Source organism: Microvirga tunisiensis (assembly GCF_009296175.1).
GTDB lineage: Bacteria > Pseudomonadota > Alphaproteobacteria > Rhizobiales > Beijerinckiaceae > Microvirga > Microvirga tunisiensis.
Genome location: NZ_VOSK01000296.1, coordinates 1 through 7,601, shown reverse-complemented (window position 1 = coordinate 7,601; position 7,601 = coordinate 1). Strand labels below are relative to the sequence as shown.

Genomic DNA, 7,601 nt, shown 5'->3' with positions numbered 1-7,601 from the left:
ACTTCGCATCTGGTACCGAGGCCCCGTCCAATGGGGATCAATCCACTTGCAGATCCCGCACCGCTTCGAAGTGCCGTCACAAGAGACGGCAGGCCAACCGGTCAAAATCACTGTGTCGAGGATCTAGTGGCGCGGTGTTGCAAACGGCATCGCACGCGCCCTGACTGGAGTTTGGAAGTGATTTCAGTCGGGGCGTTCGCGCTTCAACGGTGTGCAATTTAGGCTGTCTGGTCGCGAGTGCCGGATGGTTTGCGTTGCATCCCCACCCACGATGCAGCTGCGCGTTCTGCCCCCCATCGCTTTCGGTGATAAGTTTCAGATCCCCTTTCAAGGCAGGGATATCAGACGAGCGACGGCGTTGCCGTCAGACGCAAGGAAGCGTCTCTACTGTGCATCTTCACGTGGTCGAAGTTGAGGTTGCCGAGCTTCCAGGATTGCAGAACCACAGAAGCATCACCGATCGACTTCGGCTTCACCCCGCCCTCGGTCGCACGTTCGATGGTCAGGGCCTTCCCGCTCCAGTCGAGCAGCAGGCGGTCATCCGGATCAAAGCCAGCCTGGTCCCACAACGTTCGTGGCAGTCGGATGATGGTGTAGAACCGATCCGAGCGCTTGGCATCGGGAATCGACTTGACCACGATCGGCACAGAGCCCGCCTTAGGCGCGAGTGCCTTGTTCCTCTTAAGGCGTCGGCCTTGCTGCGATGGCTTCCTCGTCTCCGCCACTATTGGTGCAGGCCCTGGTTCCGGGACGATTGGATGGTCCGCCTCCTGGAGGAGATTAAGCTGTAATGAGGGGTTCTCCTCAACCGTCACGGCCTCAGTTGCAGGCTTTGTGGCCTCAACTGTGGGAAAAGGCAGGCTCGGGCGAGATTGGACCGCACTGACAACCTCCCGCAGACCACCGGCAATCCCTTCCGCCGACTGCACCACCAGAGGCGCCAGGCGTGCGATGGCCTCGATCTGCTGACGGCCAAGCGCCACCAGCTTGCTGACCTGTTCGGCCATGAGCTCCATGTTGGAGCGGAGGCCTTTCAGATCCGCAGCCATTCCGGTCAGGGACTGCTCCACCTCCGGCGACAGGGCAGGGGCTGATCCGGCCTGCTGGAGTGTATGCGGAGCCGACGGGCGAGGGGCCTGCGCGGGCTTGGGACGGAAGACCTCCTCGGCGAGCACTTCAGGCTTACCCAGATGGCGGGCCAGAATATCAGCGGTGTCCCGAGACCGCTTGTCTGCAGGGCTGGTCAGCTGCTGTGAATGGTTCGCAGCCTCTGGTGACCTGTGGCGCCTCGCCGCGTTGACCGGGCGAGACTGCTGAGCCTCGCGGGGGGGTGCCAAGCAAGCCGGGCACAGGTCATAGGCGCGATCGCGTCCGAGAAGCCAGCCGCGGTCCTTGAAGTAGCCTTTGATGAAATCGTCACCTACAGACTTACTGGATTCATAGGCGTCCGTCTTATGGCACCCAGAGCATCGGGCGGTAAAACGGTACTTGGAGGGAGCGCCGCCACTGCGGGTAATCTGCGGCTCGAACTGACGTGCGATGCCGGGCATCTGAATAATCCTGATCTTTAGACAATGGCCTTCAAGGCAGGCGCGATACGGTGTCTTGGACCGCCCTGGCTAGGAAGAAGTTATGAGGGTGGGCGGGGATTAGCATCTATCCCTTCAAACTTCAAACGGCCTCCAGATGATGCTTCTCGCGCATTGGGTAAACGGGCAAATACCAGAATTGGCCCGTGCTACTATCGTCACAGGTCAGGGTGTTTATTATACTCAGGCGCTTACAGATACTGGGACCTAACGGAAAACGACATGGCTGAGACATTTCAGGGAAGGGTAATTATTGGTCGGGCCGACGCCGAGAGTCTTGCCATCCAGGTATTAAACTTCATCGTCGCGGATGTAGACCGGATCATTCAGTTTCTAAACATCACTGGCCTTCAGCCTGAGACCATCCGCGAGTCGGCCACCTCATCGCATTTTCTTCTCGGCGTCCTCGAGTATGTGGCGAAGGACGATGAACTTCTCAAGGCAATCGATCAGGACCTGAAGATCCGGCCCGCTGCGATCTTGGCGGCTATTGTGCATCTGTCGCCGGAGCCTGAGGAAAAGCCGCTCAATGCGAAAGTCGCTGCAACTCCTCAGCTACCGAGGCGCAACCTGTTCCACTAAAGCGGCTAAAGCGGCAGCCATCCGTATGACGGTTCTGGCTCACACCCGCTAACCGAGACTTATCGGGAGTGAGAGCGGTGGCTCAAACCTCCTCGAGCAGGCTACCTACCCGTTGTAAGTGGTGAAAGAATACTCGCAGAGGGACTATTGTGTTACCGCGGCCGTGTGGGTTCGCAAAGCCTGCAGAGTCGCAGTTCCCAGTTTGCCTGTGACAGGAAGACCTTTGGTTCGTTCAAAGGCTTCAACGGCTTTGCGAGTAGAGGGGCCAAGTGACCCATCAGCTTTGAGTTTTCCGTACCCAAAATCAACGAGCGCTTCCTGCGCCGCACGGATCTCCTTCTTAGAAAGGCGAACTGATGATGTCGTGCTGGCCGCCGGGCTTTCCGTTGTCGCAATAGGCTGATCTGACGGTCCAGTGAGCTGAAGGCGGGCCTGCTCAATCGCTTGACTCACGGTTGCCCGCAGGGAGTGCAACTGCTGGAGTTCTTCGGTGGCTGCCTCGATCCGCCTTAGTGTCGTGTTTAGATCTTGGCCTGCCAGAATTCTCCGTTCATTTTCTTTCGCCAACTGGTCGCGCTCTGCGGTGACGGTCTCAATCTGCTGTCGCAGCTGCGAAATCTCACTCTGGAGCGCATGGTCCTCAGAACTCTTGGACAGGACTGAGTACACGAATAGACCACAGCCGATTGCTGTAGCAGCCAGGAGACCTATTCCTGTTGCTCCGAGCTGTAACCCAGCGTAATTTCTTACATAGCTCATGCGCTTACTCGCGGATTGTTAGCTGATTTTCTGAGAGCGTTGTGTGCTCAGATCAGCTCCGCATTGGGTCGAGCTTGTGACGCAATTGAGACCGTACTGGACCTTTGTCTTCGCAGGGTTAATCAAACGCAAACTTGAGCCGTTAATTGGTATTAGCAGACTGCTTGATGCAGGATGCGCTGAAGCGGATTGTATCGCTGTGCGCTATTCTATCACCCAGGACAGGCATACCCAGCTATTCGCATTCCAGTGATCAGGATCGAAGGTTTAGGTCAGTGTAGGCAGCCGTTTTGACGATGCGTTACGGAATTTAGGACATCGTCAACCGTGAGTCCAAGAAGCAGAGCACTCCAGCACCACTCATTATGCTTCGAGTGATCATTCTCACCACCCCCATCCGCCTCTTCGTCTGTGTGGCATTGAAACGTTCCTCCTTGAGGCGCCATAGCGGGAACGCATGGTCGCTCGTCCCAATAACTGGGTATTTACCTGCCTCATCCAGAGTGTGGGTGCGACAGGCACCCACTGCGCCATTTGCGAGCTTTGTTAGTATCCATGCGTAAGATCTCCATGCCGAACGATTATCTCCCGTCCGCTATCCGGACCGAGGATGGAGCCCCAAGGGGATCGCATGAGAGTGATGCCCTGCCATTCCAAGGTATGAACAACGGCCCCAGTACTAACTGGGAGGAGCCGTGGCTGGCCATGGGCCAAGCCGAGCCCGGTTGGTGGCAGGCTTTCGCGATTGACCAGGGCGTGCGGTCCACGCGCACCCCCGACAAGTTCATCAGGAAGTCACCGGAAACGAACGTGTTCGACCTTCCGACGGGCCAGCTGATGAACGCGGATCGTTTGGCCGAAGTCGCAATGAACAAGCCCGAGGACGAGATCCACAAGCGCATTGAAAGGCTTCGCGCCGCCATGGAGGCTCCCCCGGTCAAGACCTTCGCCCACAAGGCGCAAGGGGCCATGCAGCCGCTCCCTACTCCCTCTGTGGAGCAGTGTGAGGCGCCAGACACCCCAAGGCAAGTCGAGTCGCCCTCCGCATCTAAGGCACATGGTGTTCAGGTACCCGTTTCCGTCACTGTTGAAACGGTTTCCCAGTCCGTACCAGAGCCCCAGATGACCTTCCTCACCATGCCGTCCACGATGTTCGTTCCGTCCGCTTTTCAGTCGGCGCTGTACCGCATCGAGGTCTCGCTGAAGCACCCGTTTCTCACGCAAGTTGACGCAGTCGCCGACGAACGGGGAGTCCAGACACTCCAAGCTGGACCCCATGAGGAGTCGCGCGGCTCCGAGGTGATAGAGCACGAGGCCATCTTTTTTGACGGGTACTCGGAACTGGAAGTGTGCGAGGGTGCCGCTGAGCTCTTGGAGCCGCAATCGCTGGACGGGTGCATGGCGCCGCGGCAGGAACTAAGCCAGCAATCGGAGGAGATTGGTGATCAAACCCGCATCAGCATCAATGACGCATGTGAGATAGCTGAGACCACCGGAACCGAGAATGGGGTTCTGGAGGCCATGGTTCAAGAGGTCGCGACCTTCGCGCTTGGTGAGGATGGCATTAGAGAAGTCGCGCAAGTCATCGAGGACATGAGCTCCGACGTGGAGGAGACACAGACAGAGGAAGTCGACCTTGGATACCTCACCCTGTGCGGGGAGGATATTGCTGGTATCCAGACCACGTTGAGAGCCGAGGCGAAGGTCGCCTTGCGACGTGCGCCGGATGCTCCGGCGATGGAGGAAGCCGCCATCGTGGAGGAGCCAACCTCCATCCCGGAGAGCGCCTCGATCGAGGGTGAATTTGCCACCGCAGGTGAGCTGCCGGAGCAGGTGCTGGAGGAGGAGCATCGTGAATTGGATGCTGCCGCTTCTGTCGAGGTAATCGAGGCTGTGCAAGGAGTCCTGCCTGAGGAAATGATGATCCCGGCCCAGGATGCGGAGATCGACGCCTCCATGAAGGAGGCTGCCATCGGGCCGCAACTCATTATGCTGCCCCCTCCCGCAGTGCCTCAGCGTTCTGGGTTCGCCTCTTACCAGCTTCCTTCCATTGAGCTTCTTGCCGAGCCGCCGCCGCGCGAGGGAGAGATCCTGACCGAGGACATTCTCGAGGAGAGGGCCGGGCGGGTAGAAAAGGTCATCCGCGACTTCGGCGTCAAAGGCGAGGTCATCCATGTTCATCCGGGCCCGGTGGTCACGCTCTACGAGCTCGAGCCTGCGCCGGGCGTCAAATCCTCGCGGGTCATTGCCCTCTCGGAGGACATTGCCCGCTCGATGAGCGCGGTCTCGGCTCGAGTGGCGGTGATCCCGGGCCGTAATGCTATTGGTATCGAGCTGCCGAACGCGACCCGTGAGACTGTATACCTGCGCGAGATGCTGGATGCGACTGATTTCGGGACGTTGGTTCAAAAGCTGCCGATCTGTCTCGGCAAGAGCATCGGCGGCGAACCCGTCATCGCCGACCTCGCCCGCATGCCGCACCTCTTGGTCGCCGGCACCACCGGGTCGGGCAAGTCGGTGGCGATCAACACCATGATCCTGTCCCTGGTCTACCGGCTCTCGCCGGCCGAGTGCCGCCTGATCATGGTCGACCCCAAGATGCTCGAGCTCTCGGTCTATGACGGCATTCCCCATCTGCTCACCCCCGTGGTCACCGACCCGAAGAAGGCGGTCGTCGCCCTCAAATGGGCGGTGCGCGAGATGGAGGACCGCTACCGCAAGATGTCGAAGCTCGGGGTGCGCAACATCGACGGCTTCAACGCCCGCGTGGTCGAGGCCAAGGCCAGAGGCGAGACCATCACCCGCACGGTGCAGACCGGCTTTGCCCGCGAGACCGGCGAGGCGATCTACGAGGACGAGGTGATGGATCTCGATCCGCTGCCCTACATCGTGGTGATCGTCGACGAGATGGCCGACCTGATGATGGTGGCCGGCAAGGAGATCGAGGGCGCGATCCAGCGCCTGGCCCAGATGGCGCGCGCGGCCGGCATCCACGTGATCCTGGCGACCCAGCGCCCGTCGGTGGACGTGATCACCGGCACGATCAAGGCGAACTTCCCGACCCGGATCTCGTTCCAGGTCACCTCGAAGATCGACAGCCGCACGATCCTGGGCGAGATGGGGGCCGAGCAGCTTCTGGGCCAGGGCGACATGCTGTACATGGCCGGCGGCGGCCGGATCACCCGGGTGCACGGGCCGTTCTGCTCGGACACGGAAGTCGAGAAAGTGGTCAATCACCTCAAGCGCCAGGGTGAGCCAGTCTATCTCGACGCCGTCACAGCTGACGATGAGGCACCGGAGGAATTGGAAGTTCCCGAGTTGCTTATCGATGAGGACGATGCCGGTTTCGCGTCAGGTGATGCCTACGAGCAGGCCGTCAGCATCGTCCTGCGGCACAGAAAGGCGTCAACCTCCTACATCCAGCGCCGGCTGCAGATCGGTTATAACCGGGCGGCTTCCATCATGGAGCGGATGGAGAAGGAAGGGATCGTTGGTCCCGCCAACCATGCCGGCAAGCGAGAGATCCTGCGCGGCGAGTTCGAGGACTAGGGCGATTGAACAGACTTCTTCCCGGCATGCGGCAAAAGGGAGCTTCCCTCTAGGGCTTCAACTTCTCGGAGATGGCTGAGTGCAATCCGTGGAGCCACCCGGCGATGTCGGACGAATAATGCGCTACCTCCATTGCGAGCAGCGCAAGGTCTTCATCCGACGAGACCCGGGCACCCTTCACTCCTGAGAGGAGCTTCATGACCTCTTTATCACGCGTGGGTTCCCGGGGGTCTGCGACCCAGCCGATGCTGGCCTTGTTGATGGCGAGCTTGAAGCGCTCTCCGCTCTGGAAGCGGGCATGGACAAACCACCCGTTGCCACTCGGGCTCAGGTCTACGACAGTGAGTGATGGAGTTCTGACGCCGACCTCGGGCGCCGGATGCTTATCGGCCACTTCTAGCACTTCCCGCAGCCCCTCAATGAACTGTTCCACACTCATCGCGGAGCGGGCCAGTGTCTCCATTCCATAGATCATCTGGCTGAGGCTGGTGAACGGATAGCCCGGTTCGCCCACCCTGTCGGTGCTCCAATGAAAGATAGACGGACAGCCTCTCGGTAATGTCCCTATCATCGGGAGCCACGCTGACGCTCTTGCCGTCCCTGCCGGCTGTCATCGTCGCCGTGCTGCCATCGGGGAACATGATCCGGAGCATGAGGAGGTCGCCATCGATGACCTTGGTTGTGAGCGCCACCGAATGCCTCCTTTCGCCTCAGGTCTCGACAGCGACGGTATACCCATCAAGCGGAGCCGTAGACAATACGAACTCATCTTAGGCTCCAGCAGCCGGCCTAGCCGTTCCTATTCACCAGAGTTTGTTTCGGGGCCTATTTGGTAGCGCGGGCGTGCCGATCCGCTGCGTTTCTTTCACCGCGGCAAGGTCTGGAACGTGGGGAACGCGTTGGCAGGGACGGGATGGGATGACCGGGGCGATGGCAGCCCCGGCGCTCAGGGCGAGGCCGCCCGGGGCTGGGGTGCCAGAGCGCTCGCAAGACGGCGGACGAGATCCGCTTCCGGACAGCACGAGGCAAAGGCCAGTCGGATGCGGCTGGTGGTTTCCTGCACCCGCACGGCGATCTTGAGCAGGCGCAACCGCAGCGTTGCGAACTCCGCCCGGGCGAGAT

6 protein-coding genes are annotated in these 7,601 nt (G+C 60.0%); 2 read left to right on the top strand and 4 right to left on the bottom strand.

Annotation, left to right across the window (positions count from 1 at the left end; translation table 11 throughout):
• Positions 1-341 precede the first annotated feature (341 nt).
• A complete protein-coding gene (locus FS320_RS34360; RefSeq protein ID WP_152716873.1) occupies positions 342-1,550 on the bottom strand; it encodes a hypothetical protein in 1,209 nt (402 codons plus the stop codon).
• A gap of 261 nt (positions 1,551-1,811) precedes the next feature.
• Here FS320_RS34360 and FS320_RS34355 point away from each other — a divergent pair, with 261 nt between their 5' ends.
• On the top strand, positions 1,812-2,171 hold the full coding sequence (locus FS320_RS34355) for a DUF3572 domain-containing protein (RefSeq protein WP_152716872.1): 360 nt from the start codon (positions 1,812-1,814) through the stop codon (positions 2,169-2,171).
• Between the two features lie 144 nt (positions 2,172-2,315).
• Here the strand turns inward: FS320_RS34355 and FS320_RS34350 are convergent, their stop codons facing one another.
• A complete protein-coding gene (locus tag FS320_RS34350) occupies positions 2,316-2,930 on the bottom strand; it encodes a peptidoglycan-binding domain-containing protein (RefSeq protein ID WP_152716871.1) in 615 nt (204 codons plus the stop codon).
• Positions 2,931-3,485: 555 nt separating this feature from the next.
• On the opposite strand from FS320_RS34350, the gene FS320_RS48740 reads away from it, so the two are divergent.
• On the top strand, positions 3,486-6,479 hold the full coding sequence (locus tag FS320_RS48740) for a DNA translocase FtsK (RefSeq protein WP_244627570.1): 2,994 nt from the start codon (positions 3,486-3,488) through the stop codon (positions 6,477-6,479).
• 49 nt (positions 6,480-6,528) lie between these two features.
• Here FS320_RS48740 and FS320_RS34340 read toward each other — a convergent pair whose 3' ends face one another.
• Both FS320_RS34340 and FS320_RS34335 read right to left on the bottom strand, forming a co-directional pair.
• On the bottom strand, positions 6,529-6,993 hold the full coding sequence (locus tag FS320_RS34340) for a hypothetical protein (RefSeq protein ID WP_152716870.1): 465 nt from the start codon (positions 6,991-6,993) through the stop codon (positions 6,529-6,531).
• 432 nt (positions 6,994-7,425) lie between these two features.
• Positions 7,426-7,601 (bottom strand): transposase (locus FS320_RS34335; protein WP_192926244.1); only part of this gene is annotated, 176 nt, incomplete at its 5' end.

What these genes read in the sequence shown, in the direction of transcription:
- FS320_RS34350 (WP_152716871.1), bottom strand. Translation starts at nt 2,930, where the DNA reads ATGAGCTATGTAAGAAATTACGCTGGGTTACAGCTCGGAGCAACAGGA.
- FS320_RS34360 (WP_152716873.1), bottom strand. Translation starts at nt 1,550, where the DNA reads ATGCCCGGCATCGCACGTCAGTTCGAGCCGCAGATTACCCGCAGTGGC.
- FS320_RS34355 (WP_152716872.1), top strand. Translation starts at nt 1,812, where the DNA reads ATGGCTGAGACATTTCAGGGAAGGGTAATTATTGGTCGGGCCGACGCC.
- FS320_RS48740 (WP_244627570.1), top strand. Translation starts at nt 3,486, where the DNA reads ATGCGTAAGATCTCCATGCCGAACGATTATCTCCCGTCCGCTATCCGG.